We start from the raw sequence: 240 nt of genomic DNA on the forward strand, positions 1-240 counted from the left end.
TACAACACCAATTCATCATTTAGAGTTTATAAAATTTTGTCCAAATCACTATCAAAAGTTATTAAAAGCTAACATTACAACGTCAAACACCATATTAATAACGGCTGATAAAGAAAAAAATGAAAGCTTAGATGATACACAGTCAATCTTAAAAATTTAAACTGCAAAAGGACTAAATACCACCATACAATGCATCGCTGAACATCTTACATCGGATCAAATAAAAAATGCAACGAGAGC

1 pseudogene is annotated in these 240 nt (G+C 30.0%); it reads left to right on the top strand.

Annotated features, from left to right (window positions below):
* Positions 1–240: pseudogene (locus tag JDS95_RS30815) on the top strand (potassium channel protein); the annotation flags it as partial.

The organism is Bacillus cereus group sp. N24 (assembly GCF_016483345.1).
Classification (GTDB): domain Bacteria; phylum Bacillota; class Bacilli; order Bacillales; family Bacillaceae_G; genus Bacillus_A; species Bacillus_A toyonensis.